General features: G+C 72.3%; 25 protein-coding genes. 6 read left to right on the top strand and 19 right to left on the bottom strand.

Translation table 11 applies throughout. The features are described from left to right. Positions 1-101: 101 nt before the first annotated feature. The 6 genes from ACFOW4_RS05165 to ACFOW4_RS05140 form a co-directional block, all read right to left on the bottom strand. Positions 102-497: a hypothetical protein gene (locus ACFOW4_RS05165; protein ID WP_377524989.1), complete on the bottom strand. Its 396-nt coding sequence runs from the start codon at positions 495-497 to the stop codon at positions 102-104. Between the two features lie 104 nt (positions 498-601). Further along, entirely contained in the window at positions 602-1,555 is a 954-nt protein-coding gene (gene tatC, locus ACFOW4_RS05160; RefSeq protein ID WP_377524987.1) for a twin-arginine translocase subunit TatC, read from the bottom strand. Positions 1,556-1,573: 18 nt separating this feature from the next. After that, positions 1,574-1,867: a Sec-independent protein translocase subunit TatA gene (gene tatA, locus ACFOW4_RS05155; RefSeq protein ID WP_377524986.1), complete on the bottom strand. Its 294-nt coding sequence runs from the start codon at positions 1,865-1,867 to the stop codon at positions 1,574-1,576. A 206-nt stretch (positions 1,868-2,073) separates the two neighbouring features. Next, complete coding sequence (locus ACFOW4_RS05150; RefSeq protein ID WP_377524984.1) at positions 2,074-2,322, bottom strand: hypothetical protein; 249 nt, start codon at positions 2,320-2,322, stop codon at positions 2,074-2,076. Positions 2,323-2,332: 10 nt separating this feature from the next. Further along, entirely contained in the window at positions 2,333-3,403 is a 1,071-nt protein-coding gene (locus ACFOW4_RS05145; protein WP_377524983.1) for a helix-turn-helix transcriptional regulator, read from the bottom strand. Continuing rightward, on the bottom strand, positions 3,400-4,398 hold the full coding sequence (locus ACFOW4_RS05140) for a helix-turn-helix transcriptional regulator (protein WP_377524981.1): 999 nt from the start codon (positions 4,396-4,398) through the stop codon (positions 3,400-3,402). Before ACFOW4_RS05140 ends, ACFOW4_RS05145 begins: the two co-directional genes overlap by 4 nt. Positions 4,399-4,538: 140 nt before the next feature. Here ACFOW4_RS05140 and ACFOW4_RS05135 point away from each other — a divergent pair, with 140 nt between their 5' ends. Together ACFOW4_RS05135 and ACFOW4_RS05130 are read left to right on the top strand one after the other, a co-directional pair. Continuing rightward, complete coding sequence (locus tag ACFOW4_RS05135; RefSeq protein ID WP_377524980.1) at positions 4,539-5,540, top strand: cation diffusion facilitator family transporter; 1,002 nt, start codon at positions 4,539-4,541, stop codon at positions 5,538-5,540. 145 nt (positions 5,541-5,685) lie between these two features. Then, positions 5,686-6,771, top strand: coding sequence for a DUF3866 family protein (locus ACFOW4_RS05130; protein WP_377524978.1), 1,086 nt, complete (start codon positions 5,686-5,688; stop codon positions 6,769-6,771). Between the two features lie 28 nt (positions 6,772-6,799). On the opposite strand, the gene ACFOW4_RS05125 is transcribed toward ACFOW4_RS05130, so the two are convergent. From ACFOW4_RS05125 to pafA, 4 genes are all read right to left on the bottom strand, one after another. Then, positions 6,800-6,940: a hypothetical protein gene (locus ACFOW4_RS05125; RefSeq protein WP_377524977.1), complete on the bottom strand. Its 141-nt coding sequence runs from the start codon at positions 6,938-6,940 to the stop codon at positions 6,800-6,802. Between the two features lie 18 nt (positions 6,941-6,958). Further along, complete coding sequence (locus tag ACFOW4_RS05120) at positions 6,959-7,255, bottom strand: VOC family protein (RefSeq protein WP_377524974.1); 297 nt, start codon at positions 7,253-7,255, stop codon at positions 6,959-6,961. A gap of 138 nt (positions 7,256-7,393) precedes the next feature. Then, positions 7,394-7,588 (bottom strand): hypothetical protein, encoded by a 195-nt coding sequence (locus ACFOW4_RS05115; RefSeq protein ID WP_377524973.1) that lies wholly within the window; start codon positions 7,586-7,588, stop codon positions 7,394-7,396. A gap of 69 nt (positions 7,589-7,657) precedes the next feature. Continuing rightward, positions 7,658-9,016: a Pup--protein ligase gene (gene pafA, locus ACFOW4_RS05110; protein WP_377524971.1), complete on the bottom strand. Its 1,359-nt coding sequence runs from the start codon at positions 9,014-9,016 to the stop codon at positions 7,658-7,660. Between the two features lie 142 nt (positions 9,017-9,158). Between pafA and rfbB the strand changes: the two genes are divergently transcribed. Then, positions 9,159-10,160: a dTDP-glucose 4,6-dehydratase gene (rfbB, locus tag ACFOW4_RS05105; protein ID WP_377524970.1), complete on the top strand. Its 1,002-nt coding sequence runs from the start codon at positions 9,159-9,161 to the stop codon at positions 10,158-10,160. 157 nt (positions 10,161-10,317) lie between these two features. Here rfbB and prcA read toward each other — a convergent pair whose 3' ends face one another. The 6 genes from prcA to arc all read right to left on the bottom strand — a co-directional run bounded on the left by prcA (position 10,318) and on the right by arc (position 16,598). Further along, entirely contained in the window at positions 10,318-11,154 is an 837-nt protein-coding gene (gene prcA / locus ACFOW4_RS05100) for a proteasome subunit alpha (protein ID WP_377524968.1), read from the bottom strand. Between the two features lie 58 nt (positions 11,155-11,212). Continuing rightward, positions 11,213-12,052 (bottom strand): proteasome subunit beta, encoded by an 840-nt coding sequence (gene prcB, locus ACFOW4_RS05095; RefSeq protein WP_377524966.1) that lies wholly within the window; start codon positions 12,050-12,052, stop codon positions 11,213-11,215. After that, entirely contained in the window at positions 11,971-12,657 is a 687-nt protein-coding gene (locus tag ACFOW4_RS05090; RefSeq protein WP_377524964.1) for an endonuclease VII domain-containing protein, read from the bottom strand. Before ACFOW4_RS05090 ends, prcB begins: the two co-directional genes overlap by 82 nt. Before the next feature lie 22 nt (positions 12,658-12,679). Further along, positions 12,680-12,895: a ubiquitin-like protein Pup gene (locus tag ACFOW4_RS05085; protein WP_377524962.1), complete on the bottom strand. Its 216-nt coding sequence runs from the start codon at positions 12,893-12,895 to the stop codon at positions 12,680-12,682. A gap of 104 nt (positions 12,896-12,999) precedes the next feature. Then, complete coding sequence (dop, locus tag ACFOW4_RS05080; protein WP_377524960.1) at positions 13,000-14,517, bottom strand: depupylase/deamidase Dop; 1,518 nt, start codon at positions 14,515-14,517, stop codon at positions 13,000-13,002. Between the two features lie 299 nt (positions 14,518-14,816). Beyond that, positions 14,817-16,598 carry a proteasome ATPase gene (arc, locus tag ACFOW4_RS05075; RefSeq protein WP_377524959.1) on the bottom strand — a complete coding sequence of 594 codons (1,782 nt, stop codon included), beginning with the start codon at positions 16,596-16,598 and terminating at the stop codon, positions 14,817-14,819. Positions 16,599-16,775: 177 nt separating this feature from the next. On the opposite strand from arc, the gene ACFOW4_RS05070 reads away from it, so the two are divergent. Beyond that, positions 16,776-17,066, top strand: a complete 291-nt coding sequence (locus ACFOW4_RS05070; RefSeq protein WP_377525215.1) for a ferredoxin — start codon at positions 16,776-16,778, stop codon at positions 17,064-17,066. 85 nt (positions 17,067-17,151) lie between these two features. Here ACFOW4_RS05070 and ACFOW4_RS05065 read toward each other — a convergent pair whose 3' ends face one another. The 3 genes from ACFOW4_RS05065 to ACFOW4_RS05055 all read right to left on the bottom strand — a co-directional run bounded on the left by ACFOW4_RS05065 (position 17,152) and on the right by ACFOW4_RS05055 (position 19,946). Then, on the bottom strand, positions 17,152-17,724 hold the full coding sequence (locus ACFOW4_RS05065; RefSeq protein ID WP_377524957.1) for a hypothetical protein: 573 nt from the start codon (positions 17,722-17,724) through the stop codon (positions 17,152-17,154). 132 nt (positions 17,725-17,856) lie between these two features. After that, the gene (locus ACFOW4_RS05060) at positions 17,857-18,858 is read right to left on the bottom strand and encodes a tRNA (adenine-N1)-methyltransferase (protein ID WP_377524956.1); all 1,002 of its coding nucleotides are present in this window, start codon (positions 18,856-18,858) and stop codon (positions 17,857-17,859) included. Further along, the gene (locus ACFOW4_RS05055) at positions 18,855-19,946 is read right to left on the bottom strand and encodes a M50 family metallopeptidase (RefSeq protein WP_377525213.1); all 1,092 of its coding nucleotides are present in this window, start codon (positions 19,944-19,946) and stop codon (positions 18,855-18,857) included. The genes ACFOW4_RS05060 and ACFOW4_RS05055 overlap by 4 nt, the downstream gene beginning before the upstream one ends. Before the next feature lie 167 nt (positions 19,947-20,113). Between ACFOW4_RS05055 and ACFOW4_RS05050 the strand changes: the two genes are divergently transcribed. Together ACFOW4_RS05050 and ACFOW4_RS05045 are read left to right on the top strand one after the other, a co-directional pair. After that, positions 20,114-21,028: a RecB family exonuclease gene (locus ACFOW4_RS05050; RefSeq protein WP_377524954.1), complete on the top strand. Its 915-nt coding sequence runs from the start codon at positions 20,114-20,116 to the stop codon at positions 21,026-21,028. A 191-nt stretch (positions 21,029-21,219) separates the two neighbouring features. Then, the gene (locus ACFOW4_RS05045; protein WP_377524953.1) at positions 21,220-21,906 is read left to right on the top strand and encodes a response regulator; all 687 of its coding nucleotides are present in this window, start codon (positions 21,220-21,222) and stop codon (positions 21,904-21,906) included. Positions 21,907-22,120 lie beyond the last annotated feature (214 nt).

Below are 22,120 nucleotides of genomic sequence, written 5' to 3'. Positions count from 1 at the left end.
GGCGAGCACCGTACCGGGCCGTCGCGGCCCGCCCACCTGCGGTGGCGTGCATCACGATCGGTCGCGGGCACGGCGCGGACGGTGAACCCGGGCGGGCGCGGTCAGGCGGGCGCGGTGTAGCGCTCACCGTCGCCGCGCCGGCCGGCGAGCCAGCGCCAGCGCGGCAGCTCCGCGACCACCGTGGCGACCGCCAGCACCGTCACCATCACCGCCGCCACGCTCGGCCACACCAGCCAGGCCGACACCATGGCGGCGACCAACAGCAGCACCACGAGCGCGATGGTGACCAGACCGGGCACCGCCACCAGCACCGACGGCTTGTCACCGCGGGTGGCGAAGAGGGTCGGCAGCCCGACCAGGACGAGCAGCGACGCGACCGCCAGCGGCACGGACACCGACCACAGGGCCCAGGGGGTGGCCACCCACGCGATCAGCTCGGTGGCGAAGCGCAGCCCGGACGCGAGGCCGGGGCGGTTCGGGGAGAGGTCGTCGGACACCGGACGAGTATCGCTGGGAAGATCCGCCCAGTCCGACCCGGGAACGGGCGACGCCGCCCCCGATGATCGGGGACGGCGTCGGCGGACCGGGCGGCGCGGGGCCGTCAGGTCATGTCGTCGTAGCGGCGCTCGATCGGCGCGGGTCGGGCGATGGGCTCCGGTGCCCCGATCGGGGCGGTGGCCTCCACGCGCTGCCCGGCCTCGACCGGCTCGGCGTCGAACTCCAGCGGCGACACCTCGTCGTCACCGATGCCGGCGTAGATGTCCTTGCCGCGCCCACGTCGCTTGTCGTTGAGGAACGCGACCCCGACGGCGAGGAAGTAGAGCAGGGAGAGCGCAAGGGCCAACAGGGTCATCCCGAAGGGGCCCGGATCTGGCGTGGCGATGGCGGCGAAGGCGAAAGATATGAAGATCACCGCCCGCCACCAACTCAACAGTCGCCGGGCGCTCGCGACCCCGGTGAAGTTGAGCATCAGCAGGATGAGCGGGAACTCGAACGCCACCCCGAACAGCAGGATCATGTTGGTGATGAACGCGATGTAGGCGCTCACCTCGAACTGATTCGAAAGCCCACCGACCCCGGATTCCATCAGGAACCCGAGACCCTTGTCGACCACCACGTATGCCAGCATCGCCCCGGCGGCGAACAGCGGCGCCGCGATCGACACGAACACGTAGGCCCACTTACGCTCGTGCCGGTGCAGACCAGGCGCGATGAAGGCCCAGAGCTGGTACAGCCAGACTGGCCCGCCGATGATCAGACCGAGCCATAGCGCCAGCTTCAGCTTGAGCACGAAACCAGTCGTCGGCGCCAAGGCCAGCAGATCCTGGCACTGCCCCAACGCGTTCGTCGTGTCGGGCAGCCGGCAGTACGGCTGTTTCAGCAGCAGGAAGACCGGGTCGGCGAGCAGGAACCCGACGATCAGCCCGCCGACAATCGCCAACGAGGCGCGGAACAGGCGGTTGCGCAGCTCACGGATGTGCTCGATGAGCGTCATCGAGCCGTCGGCGGCCCGTTCGAAGGTGCTCGGGCCGCGCTTACGCAGTGCGAAGGCCACGGTGCTCGGGCCCTTCGGTCAGTTGTCGCGGACGCGGTGCACCGGGTCGGCGACCGGCTGCTGCGGCGGGGCCTGGTACGGCGCCTGCTGCGGCTGCTGGCCGGCGTACGGCGGCAGCGGCTGGTAGCCGGCCTGCGCGTCGGCCTTCTCGGCCAGGTCGCGGTCGTCGTCCTGCAGGCTCTTGGTCTCCGCCTTGATGATCCGCAGCGAACGGCCCAGCGAGCGGGCAGCGTCGGGAAGCCGCTTCGCGCCGAAGAGCAGGATCAGCACAACCACGAGAACGGCGATGTGCCACGGCTTGAGGGCACCCATGGGAAGCTCCAGTCGCTCTGTGTGTCCGGGGGTTGGTATGCAGCCCATCGTACGTGCGGATCGGCGCATTGCCACCCGCCGGGTGGTGGTGGTCCGGCCCGGCCGGTGAAGTCTTGACCAATCCGGGATGTCCCGTCAACCGCCGAACCCTGATCCTTGCCGCGCCTCGCCGAACTGGTGCGGACCGGCGGCAGCACGGGTGTCGATCAGTCGCCGCGGCGGACCTTGATCAAGGCCAGCCGCTGCTGGGTGGTGTCGAGTTGCTGCTGCAACCCCTCGGCGCGCTCCTGCAACGCCTCGGCGGTCTCCCGCAGGGCCTCGGCCTCGACCGCCCGCCGCTGCAACGCCAGGGCGGCACGGCGCAGCCGGGGCAGCCGGGCCACCACCGGCCGGACGGCCAGCGCCAGGGCGACGAGCGGGAGCAGCACCACCGCGAGCACGATCCACTTCACCACGGCGGTCAGCCTACCGGGGTTGCCCGGCCACCGCCGGGTCGGCCGACGGTGCCCCGGTGGGCGGTTCCGCGCCGTCTGACCCGATCGGGTCGGACGCCACGGTCGGGGCCGGCACGGCGTACGCCTCCAGCGCCGCGGCGGCCGTCGCCCGGACCTGCTCGGCCAGCTCGACCGGGGACACCACGCTGACCTCCGGGCCGAGGCCGAGCACGAAGCGGCGGGCCCAGCCCAGGTCGGTGACCCGCAGCGAGACCAGCCACTGGTCGCCGTCGCCGGCCTCCACCCGCTCACAGGGGTAGTACTCGGTGATCCACCGCTCGCCCCGACCGATCCGCAGCGTGATCAGCGGCAGGTCGGCCGACGGCCGGAACACGCCCTCAGTGAGGTCGTGCGGGCGCGCCTGCGGCGGCACCACAGCCGGCTCGTCCAGCTCGGCGACGGCGTCGATCCGGTCGGCCCGGAACAACCGGACCGCCTCGGCGCGGCGGCACCACGCCTCCACGTACGCCCGGCCGCCCACCATCAGCATCCGCAGCGGGTCGATCGTCCGCTCGGTGGTCTCGTCCCGGGCCGCGGTGTAGTAGGTGATCCGCAGCGCACGACCGCCCTCGACGGCGGCGCGCAGCGCCTCCACCTGCCTGGTGTCCCCCGGCAGCCGGACCGCCACCGGAGCGCCCACCAGATCACCGGCCGCGTCCTCGATCTTGGCCAGGGCCCGTTCCACGGCCTCGCGGTTGGCCACCCCGGGCGTCTCCGCGAGCATCCGCAGCGCCACCACCAGGGCCAGGGCCTCGTCGGGGGTGAGCCGCAGTGGCCGGTCGATGCCGGCGTCGTAGGTGATCGTCACGCGGTCGCCGTCGAAGGCCATGTCGATCAGGTCACCGGGGCCGTAACCGGGCAGCCCGCACACCCAGAGCAGCTCCAGGTCCTCGCGTAGCTGCCGCTCGGTGACACCCAGGTCGCCGGCGGCCTCGGCGATCTCGATTCCCGGGCGGGCCAGCAGGTACGGCACCAGGTTGAGCAGCCGCGCCAGGCGGTCGGCGGAGGTACGTGAGCCGCCCCGGGCGGCCGGGCGGGTCACCGGGCACCTCCGGCGCCGGCCAGCTCATCGTGCCGGGTGGCGATCTCCTTGAGCCGTTGGATGACCGCCTCGCGGACCTCCGGTGGGTCGAGCACCCGCACGTCTGGGCCGTACCCGACGAGGTGCCCGGCGAAGCTGTCCGGGTCGGCGTACGGCAGGACCAGCCGGTCGCCGTCGGAGCCGGCGGTGACCTGCACCGCCCAGCGGCGCAGTCCGGCGGCCCGCCCGGGGGCGGCCAGCACGGTGGCCCGGCCGGTGCGCTCCACCGGGCCGGACCAGCGGGCCACGTGGCTGATCAGGTCGACGCCGGCCGGCGGTTCGTAGGCACCCGACTCGCCGGTCACCCGGACCTGGCCGACCACTCGGGACAGCCGGAAGCAGCGGGTGGCGTCGCGGTCCAGGTCGTGGCCGACCACGTACCACCGGCCGCGCCAGCACACGACACCCCACGGCTGCAGCCGTCGCCGGCTGGGCGCGTCCCGGTCGGGTACCCGGTAGTCGAAACCAACCTCGCGGCGGTCCCGGGCGGCGGCGGTCAGCGGCGCGAACGCCGGGTCGACCGTGACCATCGGCTCCAGACCCAGGGTTGCCTGCGGGTCCACGTCCACACCGGCGGCGCGCAGCTTGGCCAGCCCCGAGGAAGCGGCGGCGGCCAGGCCGGCGTGCTGCCACAGCCGGGCCGCGATGCCGACGGCGGCGGCCTCGTCCGGCTCGAGGGGAATGTCGGGCAGCGCGTACTCACGGTGCGCGATCCGGTAGCCGGGCTCGGCGTCGAAGACGCTGGCCGTGCCCGTCTCCAGCGGCACGCCCAGCTCACGCAGCTCGGCCTTGTCCCGCTCGAACTTGCGCTGGAACGCCTCGTGGTCCTTCGCGTCGTCCGGATCGTGCTCATAGCCGGGCACGGTCGCGGCGATCTGCGCGGCGGTCAGGAACCGTCGCGTGGACAGCAGGCAGATCACCAGGTTGACCAGGCGTTCGGTGCGGGTCCGCGACACGGGTAGACGCTAGCAGCCGGCGCGCCCGGGACGTGCACCCACGCGGGCGTGCCGCACACCTGTTCGGATTCGCGCCGGGCCCGGCAGGTCCGCACCGCTCGCCGGGCGCGTCACCGAGGGGTCGCCATAGGGTGATCCTCATGGCGCAGCCGGAGGTCAAGACCGAGAGCGTCGGCACCGTCGTTGTGGCCGGCGCCGCCAACCTCGCCATCGCCGCGGCCAAGCTGGTGGCCGGGCTGATCTCCGGGTCGGCCGCCATGCTCTCCGAGGCGGCGCACTCGGTCGCCGACACCACCACCGAGGTACTGCTCTACATGGCGCTGCGGCGGGGCGCCCGGCCCGCGGACACCCGGCACCCGTTCGGGTACGGCAAGGAGAGCTACGTCTGGGCGTTCTTCGCCGCCCTGTTCACCTTCGTCGCCGGCGCCGGTTTCGCCATCACCCACGGCGTCACGACCATCCTGGTGCACGAGCACCGCGGCAACTACCTGGTCTCGTACATCGTGCTGGCGGTGTCCTTCGCCATCGAGTCGGTCTCGCTGGCCCGGGTCATCCGGCAGGTCCGCGGCGAGTCCCGGCGCTGGAGGACCACGCCCCGGCGGTTCCTGCGGTTCACCGCCGACACCACCGTGAAGGCGGTCTTCCTGGAGGACAGCGCGGCCCTGACCGGTCTGCTGCTGGCGGCGCTCGGTGTCGGCCTGTCCCAGGCCACCGGCGACGAGGTGTGGGACGGCGTCGCGTCGATCCTGATCGGCGTCCTGCTGCTGGTGGTCGCCGGGATCCTCGCCGCCACCAACCTGTCGCTGCTGGTCGGCCGGGCGATCCCAGAGCGGCTGCGCCGCGAGATCGAGCGGGACCTGGCCGGGCTGCCCGAGGTGGAGCGGATCGACACACTGCTGACCATGCAGCTCGGCCCGGACGACATCCTGGTCGCCGCCAAGGTCGACTTCCGCGACCAGGCCACCGGCGCGGCCATCGAGGCCACCGCCGACGAGGCCGAGCGGCGGCTCACCGGGCGGTACCCGGAGATCCGCTACCTCTTCCTCGACCCCACCCGCTCGATGCCCGGCGCCAGTGGTCACGCCCGGGACACCCAGGCCGCCCCGAGCCCCGACGCGGGCGGCGACCCCACCGGGTCCTGAGCCGCATCGCGAGCAGCGGCGGACGGTGTCCTGACGGCGAAGCGGCGCGTACCGGGTCGCGCGCGCCGGACCACCGGGCGCGGGCCGGGTCACGGCCGACCACCCGGGCGCGGCGGTGCGGGCCCGCGCCGCTAGCGTGCCCGTCATGGTGCGATGGCGGGCGGGAACGGTGGCGGCGCTGCGACGGCAGTGGACCGGGGCGGTGGAGCTCGACGTCGACCTTCCCGACGGGACGAGCATGCGGGCGCTGGCCTACCCCGAGCTGGTCGGCACGCCCGAGCCCGGCGACCGGGTGCTGCTCAACGCTGGCGCGCTGCTGATGGGGCTGGGCACCGGCGGGTACGCCCTGGTGGTGGCGCTGCCGGACCGACTGCCACCGGACCCGCCCGCCGCCCTCGACACCCGCGACGCCGGGCACCTGGTGAAGGCCCGCTACACCCCGTTGCAGCCGATCCTGCTCGGCGTCGACGAGGAGGCCTCCCCGCACCACGAACTGCTCGCCGGCGCGGAGAGCCTGGACGGCATGCCGGTGGTCACCGCCGACCTGCACTCCGCCCTGCCGGCGATCCTCGCCGGGATCCACGCCGACGCCCCGCAGGCCCGGGTGGCGTACCTGCTCACCGACGGCGGGGCGCTGCCCGCCTGGTTCTCCCGCACCCTCGCCGGACTCGCCGACCGACTCGTCGGCACGATCAGCGTCGGGCAGGCGTTCGGCGGCGACCTGGAGGCCAGCACCCTGCACAGTGGGCTGCTCGCCGCCCGGCACGTGCTCGGCGCGGACGTGGCCGTCGTCGCCCAGGGGCCAGGCAACCTCGGCACCGGCACCCGCTGGGGCTTCTCCGGCGTGGCCGTCGGCGAGGCGGTCAACGCGATCGCCACGCTCGGCGGTCGGCCTGTCGGCTCGCTGCGCATCTCCGACGCCGAACCCCGCCCCCGCCATCGCGGCGTGTCACACCACAGCCTCACCGCGTACGGCCGGGTGGCGCTGGCCCCGGCGGACCTGGTGGTGCCCGACGGTCTGGACCCGGCGCTGGCCACCGAGGTGGACGCGGCGCTCGCCCCGGTGGCACGGCGACACCGGATCGTCACCGTGCCGGTCGACCGGCTGGACGCCGCGCTGCGCGGCAGTCCGGTCCCGCTGTCGACGATGGGACGGCCACTCGACGGCGACCACGCCTACTTCCTGGCGGCGGCCGCCGCCGGCCGGCACGCGGCAGCCCTGGCTGGCTGACCGCCGTCACCCCGACATACCGGTGCGGTCAGCTCCGGTCGGTGCTCAGCCAGGAACTCGTGGAGACACCTGCCATGTCCCACTCGTGCGTCTCGGTGGTGTAGAAGCGCACCGACAGCTTGTCGGGGGTGTGCGCCACGACCAGCCAGCCGCCGATCCCGCGCAGCACCCCGGAGTTGGCGATCCCCTACCGGTCCAACCGGCGCGCGAGATCCGCCGCGTCCTGTTGTGAGCCGATCAGGAACGTGATCGGGTCGAAGTTGCGCAGATCCGGCGCACGCTCGGGGTTCAGCCGCAGCTCCACCTGCACGTCGACGCCCGGGATGCGCAACTCGACCGCGAACAGCTCACCGTCGACGTCCCGGTGGTCGAGGGCGTCGAGGCGCTCGGCGTCGACCGCCCGCTGCCACCACGCCAGGCTCGCCTCGAGGTCGGACACCGGCAGCTTCAGGTGATGGATGCCGCGCAGCACGGGGTCGGGCATGGCTCCCGCCTCCCCTCCTCCGGCGCTGCGCTGCGATCCAACCTACGCTCGGCGAGGGCATCAACGCCGACGATCGGAGCAGCGGGCGAGACCCGACGGCAGGCGGCCGGCGGGTGGGGAAGGATGAGCCTGCGGGGCTCAGGCGAGGAAGATCAGCGCGAGCCAGCCGCCGACGATGAGCAGCAGCGCGACGGCCAGCACCCAGGTCGGCACGGTGTACTCGCCGCGCCGGTTTCGCTCGATCTCGGAGCGAATCTTTTCCCTGCGGCGCTCTACCCAGTTCTGCCGCTCGGCGCCGCGCTCGGAGCGGTCGGAAGGTCCGGATGTCGTCATGGCGCGCCCAGCCTACCGGGCCGGTCGACCCCGGCGGCGGACAGCACCGCCGGAGCCGACCCGGGGAGGTCACATGCTGGCGATCAACCGCTCCACCCGCTCGTCGTACGCCCGGAACGGGTCCTTGCAGAGCACGGTGCGCTGCGCCTGGTCGTTGAGCTTCAGGTGCACCCAGTCGACGGTGAAGTCGCGCCGCTTCTCCTGGGCGTGCCGGATGAACTCACCGCGCAGCCGCGCCCGGGTGGTCTGCGGGGGCGTCTCCTTGGCCTCGAAGATCTCCGGGTCGGTGGCCACCCGGTCCACCTCACCGCGGCGCTCCAGCAGCCCGTAGAGGCCACGGCCGCGCCGCACGTCGTGGTAGGCCAGGTCCATCTGCGCAACCCGGGGATGCGACAGCGGCAGGTCGTGCTTGCGCTGGTAGCGCTCGATCAGCCGCAACTTGCTGACCCAGTCGATCTCCCGGGACACCGGCTCCAGGTCGCCGGTCTCCACCGCGCTCAGCACCCGGCCCCACAGCTCGACGACCCGCTTGGCGGCCTGGTCGCCGCCGCGGCGCTCCACGAACTCGGTCGCCTTGGACAGGTACTCCTGCTGGATCTCCAGGGCGCTGACCTCCTTGCCGGAGGCCAGCCGCACCTTACGCCGGCCGGTGATGTCGTGCGACACCTCGCGGATCGCCCGGATCGGGTTCTCCAGCGACAGGTCACGCATCACCACACCGGCCTCAATCATCCGCAGCACGATGTCGGCGGTGCCGACCTTGAGCAGCGTGGTGACCTCGTTCATGTTGGAGTCGCCGACGATCACGTGCAGCCGCCGGTAGCGCTCGGCGTCGGCGTGCGGCTCGTCGCGGGTGTTGATGATCGGTCGGCTGCGGGTCGTCGCCGAGGAGACGCCCTCCCAGATGTGCTCGGCGCGCTGCGACAGGCAGTAGACGGCGCCGCGCGGGGTCTGCAGCACCTTGCCGGCGCCACAGATCAGCTGCCGGGTGACCAGGAACGGAATGAGCACGTCGGCCAGCCGGCCGAACTCGCCGTGCCGGGAGACGAGGTAGTTCTCGTGACAGCCGTAGGAGTTGCCGGCCGAATCGGTGTTGTTCTTGAACAGGTAGATCTCACCCGCGATGCCCTCATCGTGCAGCCGCTTCTCCGCGTCGACGAGCAGGCCCTCCAGGATCCGCTCGCCGGCACGGTCGTGGGCCACCAGGTCGGTGACCGAGTCGCACTCCGGGGTGGCGTACTCAGGGTGCGACCCGACATCCAGGTAGAGCCGGGCCCCGTTGCGCAGGAAAACGTTGCTGGACCGCCCCCAGGACACCACGCGACGGAAGAGGTACCGCGCGACCTCGTCCGGCGACAGCCGCCGCTGCCCGCGGTAGGTGCAGGTGACGCCGTACTCGGTCTCGAGGCCGAAGATTCGCCGCTCCATGGTGTGACATTAGCCGCCCGGAGGCCCCGTTTGTCACTGTCACACCACAGCTCGTACTCCGGGGGCGGTCACATACCGGCCGAGCGCGACATTCCGTCCGGCCGACCGCAGCACCGCCCCTGTCGCGTACGCTTCCGGACACGTGAGGGTCCTCGTCACCGGCGGAGCCGGGTTCATCGGCTCGGAGTACGTCCGCCTGCTGCTCGGCAGGCCCCTGGGCGCCGCCGCGGGCGTGCCCGCGCTCGAACCGGCCACCGTGACCGTGCTCGACAAGCTGACCTACTCGGGCAACCCGGCCAACCTCGATCCGGTACGCCACGACCCGCGGCTGCGGTTCGTGCGGGGCGACATCTGCGACCCCGAGCTGGTCGACCAGGTCGTCGCCGACCACGACGTGATCGTGCACTTCGCCGCCGAGTCACACGTGGACCGCTCCATCACCGGCGCCGCGCCGTTCGTGACCACCAACGTGCTGGGCACCCAGACGCTGCTGGACGCCGCCCTGCGCCACGGCACCGGCCGTTTCGTACACGTCTCCACCGACGAGGTGTACGGCTCGATCGACGAGGGCTCCTGGACCGAGGACCGGCCGCTGGCGCCCAGCTCGCCGTACTCGGCCTCCAAGGCCGGCTCGGACCTGCTCGCCCTGGCCTACCACCGCACCCACGGCATGGACGTGGTGGTCACCCGAGGCTCCAACACCTACGGGCCGTACCAGTTCCCGGAGAAGGTCATCCCGCTGTTCGTCACCAACCTGCTCGACGGCGGTACGGTGCCGCTCTACGGCGACGGCGGCAACGTCCGCGACTGGCTGCACGTGCACGACCACTGCCGGGGCATCGCACTGGTGCAGCGGGACGGCCGTGCCGGCGAGGTGTACCACATCGCCGGCGGCACCGAGCTGACCAACAGGGAACTCACCGGCCGGCTGCTGGAGGCGTGCGACGCCGGCTGGGACCGCGTCGTGCCGGTCGCCGACCGCAAGGGCCACGACCGCCGCTACTCGCTGGACACCACCAGGATCCGCGAGGAGCTGGGGTACGCCCCGAGTATCGACCTGGACCACGGCCTCGCCGAGACCGTGCGCTGGTACCGGGAGAACCGGGCCTGGTGGGAGCCGCTGAAGGCCGACCCGGCCGGATGACCCGCCCACCGGCACCGGCGGCATGCCGGGCCGGAGCGTGGTCACCGCCCTCGCCGCGGGCTACCCCGGACCTCCCGTACCGCTCCCCCGGCGCCGCTGACGGCACTGCGCCGGGGGTACCGGATCCCGGTGCCCCCGGCGCAGCCGTGACGAACTCTCAGCGGTCGGCCTCGCCCGGCCGGTCCTCCAGGTCGGCGGAGCCAGCGGAACTGGTCGGCTTGTGCGCCGGCTCGGTCGGCACCGTCGCCGTGCCCGGGCCGCCCGCCTGTTCCGCCGGCCGGTCACCGGCGCCGCTGTCGCCGTCGAGCAGCGCCGTCAGGGCGGCACCGGTGATCCGCCGGAACGAGCGACCGACCCGCTGGCGGTCCAGCACCGCCACCTCGAGCTGATTCGCGGCGATCGTGCGGGCCGCACCGCCCTCCCCGCCGACGGTGCTCAACGCCTGGACGGCCACCTTCACCGCCTCGCCGAGCGACATGTCCGGCCGGTGGTTGGACTTCAGCACGCCGGTGATCGCCTCGGCCTGCCCGCCCATCGCCATCCGCCCCGGCTCGTCGTTCACCGAACCGTCGTAGGTCAGCCGGTACAGCTCGTCGTCGTCCGCGGTCGCCCCCACCTGCGCCACGCAGATCTCCACCTCGAACGGCTTCGACTGCTCGGTGAAGATCGCGCCCAGCGTCTGCGCGAACGCGTTCGCCAACGCCCGACCGGTCACGTCACGGCGGTCGTAGCTGAGCCCGTTGAGGTCCGCCATCCGCACACCGGCCCGGCGCAGGTTCTCGAACTCGTTGTACCGGCCGACGGCGGCGAACCCGATCCGGTCGTAAATCTCGCTGACCTTGTGCAGGGCGCTGGAGAGGTTCTCCGCGACGAAGAGCACCCCGCCGGAGTAACTCAGGACCACGGCGCTGCGCCCCCGGGCGATGCCCTTGCGGGCCAGCTCGGAGCGGTCGCGCATGATCTGTTCGGGCGAGGCGTAGAACTGCATTGCCACGGCGGCGGTTCTCCTTACGGCGCTGTGCTGACGACTGACTGGTGGGGGTGAACGCGGCTCAACCGCCCGGGTTCTCCATCCGGCCGGCGACCACGCCCTCGGCGATCGCCGCCGTCTCGGTGTCGGTGAGCCGGCGGGTGCCCTCGGCGGTCGCGGTCATCACCACCGGGTAGATCCGGCGGGTCAGGTCCGGTCCGCCGGTCGCGGTGTCGTCGTCGGCCGCGTCGTAGAGCGCCTCGACCGCGAGCCGGGTGGCGTCCTCGACGGACAGGCCGGCCCGGTACCGCTTCTTCAGCGCGGACTTGGCGAAGAGCGACCCGGAGCCGATCGCGTCGTAACCGGTCTCCTCGTACGGGCCGCCGGTCACGTCGAAGCTGAAGATCCGGCCGGCCTTCGCCGGGTCGCTGGCCGCCAGGTCGAAGCCGGCGAAGAGCGGGACCACCGCCAGCCCCTGCATGGCCGCGCCCAGGTTGCCCCGGATCATCGACGCCAGCCGGTTAGCCTTGCCGTCGAGCGAGAGCATCGCGCCCTCGATCTTCTCGTAGTGCTCCAGCTCCACCTGGAACAGTCGCATCAGCTCGATGCCGATGCCCGCAGTGCCGGCGATGCCGACCAGCGAGTACGCGTCGGCCGGGTGCACCTTCTCGATGTCGCGCTGGGCGATCAGGTTGCCCATGGTGGCCCGCCGGTCGCCCGCCAGCACCACGCCGCCGGCGGCCGAGATGGCCACGATGGTGGTGGCGTGCGGCGCGAGGTCGGCGGCCATGCCCGGCGGCAGCGGCCGGCGGCCCGGCAGCATCTCGGGGGCCACCCGGCTCAGGAACGAGGTGAAGGAGGACGTCCCCGCGTTGGTGAACACATCTGGTAGACGCCCGGATGGATCAAAACCCGCTGCCACGTGGTTCCTCTCAGGTACGTGATCGCCCTGGCCAGCCTCGTGGGACTGTCACGGAACTGGCCAAGACCACCGTTGCAGTTGAAGCAGAGTATCCCGCGCACCCATCCGGTGCGATGATCGTGGTCCAGGTGTTGCGGATCTTCCCCGCCGCAGATCGCGCAGACCCCGCCCTGCTCGGCCAGGAGCTCGTCAAACTCCTTGTGCCCCACGCCGTAGCGCCGTCTCAGGTGGTACTCGCGCGTGCCGCCGTAGAGCCGCTGCTGGGTCTTCCGGGTCCGGAGGTTGTGGCACGGCTTGCAGTATGTGCCGTAGCCGGTGCTGTCCGAGCGGTTACGGGGGAAGTCAGCCAGGGCCTTGGCCGACTCGCAGTCCGCGCAGAACCGATGTCCCTCCTGGACCTCGCGCGCCTTCCGGACCTCGCGGCCGTGTTGCTCCCTCACGCGCTTCGCGTAGCTGGCCTTCGACCGCTCGTTGAAGCACGGTTTGCAGTAGCTGCCGCGACCGTCCGGCTGCTTGCTGCTGGCACAGAACTGCTCAAGAGGCAGCCACTCGCCGCAGTCGCGGCAGCGGCGGTGGCCATCCCGGTCATCCAGGGGTCGAGGCATATCCGATTTGCCCAGCTATGCCCTACTCTCCCCCTTTTTGCACGTAACCCCTCACGAACTCCTCTGCGTTCTCCTCCAGGACGGAGTCGATCTCGTCGAGCAGGTCGTCGACGTCCTCGGTGATCTCAGCGTGCCGCTCGGCTACCTCCGGGTCGACCTCGGTGGTGACGTCCTCGATCTCCTCGCCCTGCCGGGACTTGCCGGACTGCGACTGACCGCCGCTGTCACGAGTGGCCATTGCTGCCTCCTCCACGATCGTCTGCGATGAACTTACCTCGCGGGAGCGACGAAAAGCCCGCCGCGCGCCGGCTCGCGGCGCCCGGCGGGCAATTGGACCGGGGCTCAGCCCCCGGTCAACGTCTCCAGCAGGTCCTTGGCACTGGCGCAGCGGTCGAACAGCGCCCCGACGTGCTTGCGGGTGCCCCGCTCCGGCTCCATCATCGGCACCCGGACCAGCGACTCCCGGCCCACGTCGAAGATCACGGAGTCCCAGCTCGCGGCGACCACCTCGGAGGCGTACTGCGCGAGGCAGCGGCCCCGGAAGTAGGCCCGGGTGTCCTCCGGCGGCTCGGTCATCGCGCTGCGGGTCTCCTCGTCGGTCAGCAGCGTCTTCATCGACCCCCGGGAGACCAGCCGGTGGTAGAGGCCCTTCTCCGGCCGGACGTCGGAGTACTGCAGGTCGACCAGTTGCAGCTTGTGCGAGCCCCAGCCGAGCTTCTCCCGCTCCCGGTAGCCCTCCAGCAGCCGCAGCTTGGCCACCCAGTCCAGCTCGTCGGCGCAGAGCATCGGGTCGCGGCCGAGCCGGTCCAGCACGCTCTCCCAGCGGTCCAGCACGTCGGCGGTCTGCTCGTCGACGTCGGCGCCGTACCGGTCGTCGACAAAGGACCGCACCCGCTCCAGGTACGCCCACTGCACGTCCAGCGCGGTGAGGCGGCGGCCGTCGCGCAGCCGCATGCGGTGGGTGAGCGACGGGTCGTGGCTGACCGCGCGCAGCTCGCTGACCGGGTCGGCGATGCCCAGGTCCGCGCCGAGCGCCTTCTCCTCGATCATGGTGAGGATCAGGGCGGTGGTGCCGACCTTGAGGTAGGTGGAGATCTCGGAGAGGTTGGCGTCGCCGATGATGACGTGCAGCCGGCGGTACTTGTCGGCGTCGGCGTGCGGCTCGTCGCGGGTATTGATGATCGGGCGCTTGAGCGTCGTCTCCAGCCCCACCTCGACCTCGAAGAAGTCGGCGCGCTGGGAGATCTGGAAGCCGCTCTGGCCGCCGTCCTGGCCGATGCCGACGCGGCCGGCCCCGCAGAAGATCTGCCGGGTGACGAAGAACGGGGTCAGGTACGCCACGATGTCGGCGAACGGGGTCTGGCGGCGCATCAGGTAGTTCTCGTGGGCGCCGTAGCTGGCGCCCTTGTTGTCGGTGTTGTTCTTGTAGAGGTGGATCGGCTGGCTGCCGGGGATGGTGGCGGCCCGGCGGGACGCCTCGGCCATCACCCGCTCGCCGGCCTTGTCCCAGCGCACGATGTCGCGGGGGGTGGTCACCTCGGGTGTGGAGTACTCGGGGTGGGCGTGGTCGACGTAGAGCCGGGCGCCGTTGGTGAGTATCACGTTGGCCAGCCCGAGGTCCTCGTCGGCCAGCGCCTCGGCGGGGTCGTACGCGGCCCCGGAGTAGGTGAAGCCGCGGGCGTCGCGCAGCGGCGACTCCTCCTCGTAGTCCCAGCGCGCCCGACCGCCCCGGTTGAGCTCGGGACGGGCACCGTAGGCATTGACCACCTGCGACGAGGTGACCATCGGGTTGGCCCCGGCCTGGCCGGGCACGGAGATGCCGTACTCGACCTCGGTGCCCATGATCCGTCTTACGCTCATCGACCTACCCGCTTCGCTCGCCCGACCCGGTCCCCCGTCACGTCGAGCGTAGTCCGCCTCCTGCGACACGGGGGCTTGGCGGTGCAGCCGGGTCACGTGTCGTCGCCGTGGCCGGGGACGACGCCGGTCGGTGCGGGTCGGTGCGCGACGAGCATCGCGACGGTGGTGACCAGGGGCGTGGCTGCGGGGTCCTGGCGGGGCGACGGTCGATGGGTGAGCGAGGGGCCGGCCAGGGGCGTGGACGGGCGGAGCCCGGGACGCGTCGCGCGTCCCGGGCTCCGGTTGGTCCTACCGTCGGCTCAGAGGTACTGGCCGGTGTTGCTGGCGGTCTCGATGGACCGGCCGGCCTCGGCGCCCTTGCCACCGGAGACGAGTGTGCGGATGTAGACGATCCGCTCGCCCTTCTTGCCGGAGATGCGGGCCCAGTCGTCGGGGTTGGTGGTGTTGGGCAGGTCCTCGTTCTCGCGGAACTCGTCGACGCAGGCGTCGAGCAGGTGCTGCAGGCGCAGCCCCTTGCGACCGGAGGTGAGGAACTCCTTGATGGCCATCTTCTTGCTCCGGTCGACGATGTTCTGGATCATCGCGCCGGAGTTGAAGTCCTTGAAGTAGAGGACTTCCTTGTCGCCGTTGGCGTAGGTGACCTCGAGGAAGCGGTTCTCCTCGGTCTCGGAGTACATCCGCAGCACCACGGCGTCGATCATGGCCGCGACGGTGGCCTGGGGGTCGCCGCCGTGCTCGGCCAGGTCGTCCGGGTGCAGGGGCAGCCCGGAGAGGATGTACTTGGAGAAGATGTCCTTGGCCGCCTCGGCGTCCGGACGCTCGATCTTGATCTTCACGTCGAGCCGACCGGGGCGCAGGATCGCCGGGTCGATCATGTCTTCCCGGTTGGAGGCGCCGATGACGATGACGTTCTCCAGACCCTCCACGCCGTCGATCTCGCTGAGCAGCTGAGGGACGATCGTGTTCTCCACATCGGAGGACACGCCCGAACCACGGGTCCGGAAGATCGAGTCCATCTCGTCGAAGAACACGATCACCGGGGTGCCCTCGCCGGCCTTCTCCCGAGCCCGCTGGAAGATCAGCCGGATGTGCCGCTCGGTCTCGCCGACGTACTTGTTGAGCAGCTCCGGGCCCTTGATGTTGAGGAAGAAGCTGGTGTGCTTCTCCTTGCCCTGCCGCTCGGCGATCTTCTTGGCCAGCGAGTTGGCCACCGCCTTGGCGATCAGGGTCTTGCCGCAGCCGGGCGGGCCGTAGAGCAGGATGCCCTTGGGTGGGCGGAGCTGGTGCTCGCGGAACAGGTCCGCGTGCAGGAAGGGCAGCTCCACCGCGTCGCGGATCTGCTCGATCTGCGCCTGGAGGCCACCGATGTCGGTGTAGTCGACGTCGGGCACCTCCTCCAGGACCAGCTCCTCGACCTCGCTCTTGGGGATCCGCTCGTAGGCGTACGCCGAGCGTGGCTCGATCATGAGCGAGTCGCCGGCCCGGATCGCCGAACCGATGAGCGTCTCGGCGAGGTGCACGATGCGCTCCTCGTCGGAGTGGGAGACCACCAGTGCGCGGTCACCCGGCGCTCCGCCCGGCCCTTCCAGGATCTCCTTGAGCATCACGACCTCGCCGACCCGCTCGTAGCCGAACGCGTCGACGATGTTGAGGGCGTCGTTGAGCAGGACCTCCTGGCCGCGGCGTAGCTCCTCCACGTCCAGCGAGGGCGAGACGGCGACCCGGAGCTTGCGGCCACCGGTGAAGACGTCCACCGTCCCGTCGTCGTGTCGCGCGAGAAAGACGCCGTAGCCACTCGGCGGTTGCGCGAGGCGGTCGATCTCCTCCTTGAGCGTCACGATCTGCGTGCGAGCCTCCTTGAGGGTGCTCACCAGCCGGTCGTTGTTCTCGGTCAGCCGCGCCAACTGTGCCTGGGTGGCCGCCAGCCGCTCTTCGAGCTGCCGGACGTGTCGGGGGCTTTCGGTCAACTTGCGCCGCACCAGAGCGAGTTCCTCTTGAAGGAACGCGACCTGCGTGGAGAGATCGTGGGCCTCCTTCTCCCACCGTGCGGCGCGCGAGTCCGCGTCGTCGCTGCGTGCCACGTCCCACCTCCCCGGGGGCTTGAACGTTCTGCCCTAACACTAGCCGCTATGAGGCCGATTCGGTCCCACGCAACACCCTCGTCACCGAACCTTGATCGCCAAGGGTGGGCCGGCGGGCCGGTACCGGCGTTCAGGTACCGTCGGAGCGTGGGACGGGAGAACATGGGGGGTGCACCGGTGGCCGAGGTCGCGACCGACCAGCTGCAGGTCTGGGTGGACCAGGATCTCTGCACGGGTGACGGGCTCTGCGTGCAGTACGCGCCGGAGGTGTTCGAGTTCGACGTCGACGGGCTGGCGTACGTCAAGGCCGCCGACGGTGAGCTGCGGATGGCGCCGGGCAGCCGGGTCGACGTGCCCGAGCACCTGCGGCTCGAGGTGATCGACTCCGCGAAGGAGTGCCCCGGCGAGTGCATCCACGTGGTGCGCGGCGACGGCGTCGAGGTGGCCGGCCCGGAGGCGGAGGACTGAGCGCCGCCGCCGACCCGACCGCGACGCCGGGCGCCGCGCGCTGAGCGCCCCGGCGCCGACCACGGGCGGCGAGCCGGGGTACGGCTCAGAGCATCGGACGGCCGACCACCGAGGCGACCAGTCGGGCGAACTCCTCCAGCCGGGCGATCTGCCCCGCGCCGCCGTCGTCCAGGGTCTTGCCGAAACGCAGCGCGTCGTGCCGCGGCGCGCCGGCCATCTCCTCGCTCGGCGGCGCCTCGTCCAGTGAGGAGAGCAGCAGGTAGACGTCGATGCTGTCGACCCGGATCTCCCCGCTGTCGGAGCGGGTGAGCCGGCGCCGGCAACCGACCTCGGTGACCGTGGAGACCGGCACCACCCGCAGCGAGGACGTCATCGAGCCGGGCGGGCCCTCGCCCGGCGGCACGTCCTCACCGTGCCAGAGGATGAGCCGGCTGCCGTCGCAGACGACGACCTCCTGCCACACCCCGTTCACCTCGTTGACGAAGCGTTCCAGGGTGAAGCCGAGCACCGACGCGCCGCGCAGCACCCCGCCGAGCGCGTCCAGGGCGACGTCCGGGTCGCGCAGGTAGGCCCGCGCGGCCGACTCCAGGTCCTGGTACGGGGACCAGTCCGGAAAGACGGCGGGCAGGTCGCCGCCGCCGTAGCCCGGTTGGCTCATCCCGCCGCCCTCCCCCGGTCGGCGGCGCCGCCGACCGGGCGCGTGCCGCCCGTGTCGACCCGCGCGCCCACGCCGGCCCGCCCGCTCACCGGAGCCGCCCTCGGTTCACGGCTGCGGGGTCCAGCTCGTTGGTCACGGCCTGTCCATCTCCCCCGTCGTGTCGGATTCCGCATCTGCGGCCTGCGCCGCGGCCGCCTGCCGGGCCGCTTCCGCCTCGCGCAGTACCTGCCGACGCTGCGCGTACGCCTCGGTGCCCTTGCTCGGCTTGCGCCGCCGCGGCGGCGCGGTGACGCCGGGGGCGAGCTTGCGGGCGGAGACCAGGAACGCGGTGTGCGCGATCATCCGGTGGTCCGGGCGGACGGCGAGCCCCTCGGCGTGCCAGTCGCGCACCAGCGACTCCCAGGCCCGCGGCTCGGTCCAGCCGCCGCGTTCGCGCAGCGCCTCCACCAGCTCGGACAGCTGCGGTGTGGTGGCCACGTAGCCGATGAAGACCCCGCCGGGCACCAGCGCCCGTTCGACCATGTCGAGGGTCTCCCAGGGGGTAAGCATGTCCAGGATGATCCGGTCGAAGCCGGTCTCCTCGCACGCGGCGACGTCACCGACGTGCAGGTTCCACGCCGGGTGGGGCCCGTTGAAGAACGCCTCGACGTTGCGCTTGGCGATCTGGGCGAAGTCGTCGCGCAGCTCGAAGGAGTGCAGCTCGCCCTCGGTGCCGACGGCGCGCAGCAGCGAGCAGCTGAGCGCGCCGGAGCCGGCGCCGGCCTCCAGGACCTTCGCGCCGGGGAAGATGTCGCCCATCGCGACGATCTGCGCCGAGTCCTTCGGGTAGATCACCTGCGCGCCGCGCGGCATGGAGAGCACGTAGTCCGACAGCAGCGGTCGCAGGGCGAGGAACGCGGTGCCGCCGCCGGAGGTGGTGACCACGCTGCCGTCGGGCAGCCCGATCAGGTCGTCGTGCTTGAGGATGCCGCGGTGGGTGTGGAACTCCTTGCCGGGCTCCAGGGTGACCGTGTGCATCCGCCCCTTGGGATCGGTCAGCTGCACCCGGTCGCCGGGCCGGAACGGCCCGCGGTGCACAGGTGTCAGGGCCGGGTTGGCGGTGTCGGCCGGGGCGGCGGAGGGAGTCGCGGTCACGTGTTCATCTTCCGTTTGGGTTCGAGGAGCTGCGCCAGATCGGCGATGTGCAGAATGCCGACGACATCTTCGCCTGCGGTCACCACGTACTGCGCGCCCGGGTGGGTCTGCACGGCCTCCATCACCCGTTCCCCGTCGAGCCCGACCGGCAGCGCGGGGAGCGTGGCCAGTGACCGGGCGACCGCGTCCACGGCCAGCCAGGGCCGGCGCTCGACCGGCACCGCCTCGGCGGCGGCCGGGTCGACCAGCGCGACCGGCCGGCCGGCGGAGTCGGTGACCAGCAGCGCGGCGGCGGGCTGGCCGCTCTCGGCGCGCCGGCGCTGCGCCTCGGACAGCGGGGTGCCGGTCGTCACCGGCCAGACCGGGCGGGCCAGCCGGGTCAGGTCGATCAGCGGGAAGCGGCGGCTGAGCCGGGCGACCCGGATGGACTGCCCGGCTCCGCGCCACAGCGTCACGGCGACCAGGAGCATCAGCGGCAGCGCCAGCGGCGCCAGGAGGTCGGCCACGGTGAGCAGCAGGACCAGCGCGGCGGTGCCCACGGCGACGGCCCGGCCGACCCAGCCGGCGACCTCGGTGCCCCGGTGCCGGTCGCGGGTCAGCCCCCAGACCACCGCCCGCAACGCCCGGCCGCCGTCCAGCGGCAGCCCGGGCAGGATGTTGAACAACGCGACGATGACGTTGCTCACCGCGAGCTGGAAGGCCAACTGGTTGGCCACGGTGCCGTCGGGCAGGGCCAGCGTCGCGGCCACCGCGAGCGCGCCGAGCACCGCGGAGACCGCCGGCCCGGCCAGCGACACCAGCAGGTCGACGCGGGGGGTGGGGGCGTCGCGGTCCATCTCGGTGTACCCGCCGAGCAGTTCCAGCGTGATCCCGCGCACACCGATGCCGTAGCGGCGGGCGGTCAGCGCGTGGCCCAGCTCGTGCAGCAGCACCGAGCCGAGCAGCGACACCACGAAGCCGAAGCCGATCAGGTAGCCGGCGACCTGCGACAGGTCGAGCTGCCGGCGGGCGAACTCGGCGTACAGGACGGTCACCAGCACGGTCAGCAGGACCATCGAGCCGTTGAGGTGCAGCGGCACCCCGAACACCCGGCCCACGGTGAGGGCGGTGCGCCGGGCGGGCCGGCGCGCCGGCCGGGGTGTCTGCTCCACCTCGACGATGCTACGGACCGCGCGGCGCAACGCCGGCACGGCGTCCGACGCGCGGGGTGCCCGCCGCGCGGGCGGTGTCACACCGGTGTCCTAACCTTCCGGACATGACGGCGGAACCGGTGACGACCCAGCAGCCATCCCCCCCGGCGCAGGTGCCGCCGACGGTGCGGGCCTCGCTGTCCCCGTCGCGGGCGGCGGATTTCAAGACCTGCCCCCTGCTCTACCGGTTCCGCAGCATCGACCGGCTGCCCGAGCGGCCCACCGTCGAGCAGGCCCGGGGCACGCTGGTGCACGCGGTGCTGGAGCGGCTGTTCGACCTGCCCGCCGAGGGCCGCACACCGACCGCGGCCGGCGACCTGGTGGCACCGCAGTGGGACCGGCTGGTCACCGAGCAGCCCGAGCTGGCCGGGCTCTTCGACGGCGCCGAGCCGGCCGGTCCGGTGGAGTTCCTCCGGTCCGCCGCCGGGCTGCTAGAGGGCTACTTCGCGGTGGAGGACCCGACCCGGCTGGAGCCGGCCGAACGAGAGAGCCTGATCTCGGCGGTGGTCGACGACGAGCTGCTCATCCGGGGCTACCTCGACCGGCTCGACGTCGCGCCGGACGGTGCGCTGCGGGTGGTCGACTACAAGACCGGCGGTGCGCCGCGCGAGGCGTTCGAGGCGCGGGCGCTGTTCCAGCTGAAGTTCTACGCGCTGGTGCTGTGGCGCACCCGGGGGGTGGTGCCGCGGGTGCTGCGGCTGCTCTACCTGCGCGACGCCGAGGTGTTGGACTACACGCCGGACGCCGACGAGCTGGTCCGCTTCGAGCGCACGGTGGTGGCGCTGTGGCGGGCCATCGAGCAGGCCACCGCCCGGCAGGATTTCCGGCCCCGCCCGAGCCGGCTCTGCGACTGGTGCAGTCACCAGGCGCTGTGCCCGACGTTCGGCGGCACCCCGCCGCCGTTCCCGGTAACGGCGGGTGGCGGCGACCCGTTGCGCGACGCCCGTTCCAATCCGGCCGCCCCGGGCGCCGACGAGTAGATCGGCGGGCCGCACCACACCGGCTTCCGCGCCGACCCGACGGCGCCGGTCCCGCGACGGTCGGGACGCGGTGACACCGCGCCCTCTACGGTGGTCCGCGACGCACCGGCGCAGGGGCGTCGACGGCGACCCGGTGTGCGCGAGGATGTCCGGTGCGGCGGCACGGCGTCGGCGGCGGGACGGGAGGCGAGATGACCGATCGGGTGGCCCCGGGGCGGCCGGTGCGGATCCTGCTCGCCGACGACCAGCCGCTGCTGCGTACCGGCTTCCGGATGGTGCTCGGCGCTGCCGGTGACCTGGACGTGGTGGCCGAGGCCGGCGACGGGGTGGAGGCGCTGGAGCTGTCGCGCCGGCTGCTGCCCGACGTGGTGCTGATGGACATCCGCATGCCGCGGATGGACGGGGTGGCGGCGACCCGGGCGATCGTCGACGCCCGGCTCCCGGTGCGGGTGCTGATGCTCACCACCTTCGACCTGGACGAGTACGTGGTGGGTGCGCTGCGCGCCGGCGCCAGCGGCTTCCTCGCCAAGGACGTACCGGCGGAGGATCTGGTGGCGGCGATCCGCACGGTGGCCGGCGGGGACGCCGTGGTCGCGCCGCGGATCCTGCGACGCCTGCTGGACCGCTTCGCCGACCTGCTGCCGGACCCGGCGGCGACGCCACCGAAGGCGCTCAGCGCGCTCACCGAGCGGGAGCGTGAGGTGCTGGTGCAGGTGGCCCGGGGGTTGTGCAACGCCGAGATCGCGGGGGCCCTGTCGGTGAGTGAGACCACGATCAAGACGCACGTCGGGCACGTGCTCACCAAGCTGGGGCTGCGCGACCGGGTGCAGGCCGTGGTGGTGGCGTACGAGTCGGGGCTGGTCCGTCCCGGGGCGTAGCGCTCGCCCGACCGGCTACCCCACCCGGCGTACCCGAAGATCCCTCCGTGGGGGGACGGCCGGGTTGTCGTCGTCACCTACCGTGACCGGAGACGGTTCGGCGCGGTTGACTCTCACGTGGCGTCAGCTTCTAGCGTCGGGCCCGGGCACACGTTTCGCCGATCGGGAAACCAGTCGACCGGCGGTGGGTCAGGGGCAACCCTGAGCCGGCATG

This window comes from Micromonospora sp. GCM10011542 (assembly GCF_042650685.1).
Taxonomy (GTDB): Bacteria; Actinomycetota; Actinomycetes; order Mycobacteriales; family Micromonosporaceae; genus Micromonospora.
This window is presented reverse-complemented; position numbering and strand designations above follow the sequence as displayed.